Annotated in this window: 2 protein-coding genes; both read right to left on the reverse strand. The window is 44.7% G+C overall.

Going from position 1 to position 1,893, the window contains the following annotated elements; all coding sequences use genetic code 11:
- Positions 1-151: 151 nt before the first annotated feature.
- Positions 152-601, reverse strand: a complete 450-nt coding sequence (locus A3766_RS17550; protein WP_068513932.1) for a hypothetical protein — start codon at positions 599-601, stop codon at positions 152-154.
- Between the two features lie 14 nt (positions 602-615).
- A complete protein-coding gene (locus tag A3766_RS17555; protein ID WP_068514753.1) occupies positions 616-1,845 on the reverse strand; it encodes a pyridoxal phosphate-dependent aminotransferase in 1,230 nt (409 codons plus the stop codon).
- Positions 1,846-1,893: the final 48 nt, after the last annotated feature.

Genomic DNA, 1,893 nt, shown 5'->3' on the forward strand with positions numbered 1-1,893 from the left:
GATGATGCACTTATGTACGAGATTAGTTATTTGTCTTAAAAATATAAAAGGAATTAGGGGCACGACCCTGATGTTATTACCCCTCAGTGCCAGCTTCAGGCGGGGCTTTTGACAGCGCTAGATCGTTGTGTGCGGAAAGGGTTGTGGTCTGTTAGTTATCAGAGTATTTGTGAATCAGATGTTGCATGGCTATCGCGAGCTGGCTTGAGGTGCCATGCTTCATAATATGATTGAGTGTATCGATATTCGGCAAGCCCTTCAGGCCTTCAATGATTGGATGAATTTGCTCAGTTAAGACATTAATTTGCTGGTCGTGGCAGATGCTGGACATCAGCTTAAGACCCTTTGAAGTTAGGGTCGCCTGATCAATAGCTTCTTGCTTAAGAGTGCTTTCAAACTTAATGAAGCGCTCTTGCTCGAGCCAAAGCATAGCGCCAAAACAACTTTGAAAACGATCGCTATGTAAACCGTACTCATCAGCTTGGTCTGGGCCTGAGATATCCTCGACGAAGACGTTGCTCTTCATCGGGAAACTCATATACAGTTGCTTCAGAATTTTGGTGCAATCGAGAAAAAACTCTTCAATATGGATGCTGAACATTTAAATGGCTGACCCTAGTTCTCTTCAGGTAATTGTTCGTAAGTTTTTAGGAACAATTCAAAACGCTGAATTGCATCTTCCAGAACGTCTACCCGTGGAAGGAATACGAATCGGAAGTGCTGAGTATCACTGAGGTTAAAGCCTGTTCCGTGAACGATAAGAATACGCTGCTGTTTGAGCAAGTCCAAGACCAATTTTTCGTCGTTTACGATCGGGTAAATCTCAGGGTCTAGTTTAACAAAGAGGTAAAGCGCGCCATCAGGCTTGACGCATGAAACGCCCTTAATATCATTGAGCATTTTCCAGGCAAGCTCACGCTGCTCCCATAAGCGTCCGCCCGGAACGATTAGGTCATTGATACTTTGATAACCGCCCAAAGCGGTTTGAATCGCGTATTGAGCGGGTACATTACAGCAAAGTCGCATTGACGCGAGCATATCGATGCCGTCGATGAAATCTTCAGCATAATGCTTAGGACCGGTAATCATCATCCAGCCAGACCGGTAACCGGCTGCACGATGGGTCTTAGATAGGCCATTGTAGGTCAATGTAAGGACATCTGAAGACAGCGACGCAAGGGGTGTGTGAGTTGCGCCGTCATATAGAATTTTGTCGTAGATCTCGTCAGCTAATAGCATCAGCTTAAACTCTCGAGCAAGGTCGACCAACTCTTTCAGTAAGCTTTCAGGGTAAACCGAGCCGGTCGGGTTGTTCGGGTTAATGACGACAATTGCTTTGGTATTGTCGTTAATTTTACTGCGAATGTCCTCGACGCTTGGGTACCAGCTAGACTCCTCATCACATAGATAATGCACAGGCTTACCGCCACTTAGCGTTACAGCAGCCGTCCATAGAGGGTAGTCAGGTGAGGGGATTAACACTTCATCGCCGTCATTTAGCAGAGCCTGCATAGACATAACAATGAGCTCACTTGCGCCGTTGCCTAAATAGATATCTTCTATGTCAACATTGAGAATGTTTTTTGACTGATAATGCTGCATAACGGCTTTACGTGCAGAGTATAAGCCCTTTGAATCACTATAGCCTTGAGCGTTAGGCAAGTTACGAATGACGTCGGTTTGTATTTCTTCAGGTACGTCGAACTCAAAGGGCGCAGGGTTGCCAATGTTAAGCTTTAGGATTCGATGGCCTTCTTCTTCTAAACGCTTGGCTTCTCGCGCGACTTCCCCTCGAATGTCGTAACACACATTATCAAGTTTGGAAGATTTTTTGATGATTTTCATGACGCAAGAATCCATTAAATTAAGAAATTAAATAAGGCTATCTTTTTA

It is taken from the genome of Oleiphilus sp. HI0132 (genome assembly GCF_001635845.1).

Bases quoted from the DNA above. Each gene is read 5' to 3' on its own strand.
- A3766_RS17550 (WP_068513932.1), bottom strand. From the start codon at position 601: ATGTTCAGCATCCATATTGAAGAGTTTTTTCTCGATTGCACCAAAATT.
- A3766_RS17555 (WP_068514753.1), bottom strand. From the start codon at position 1,845: ATGAAAATCATCAAAAAATCTTCCAAACTTGATAATGTGTGTTACGAC.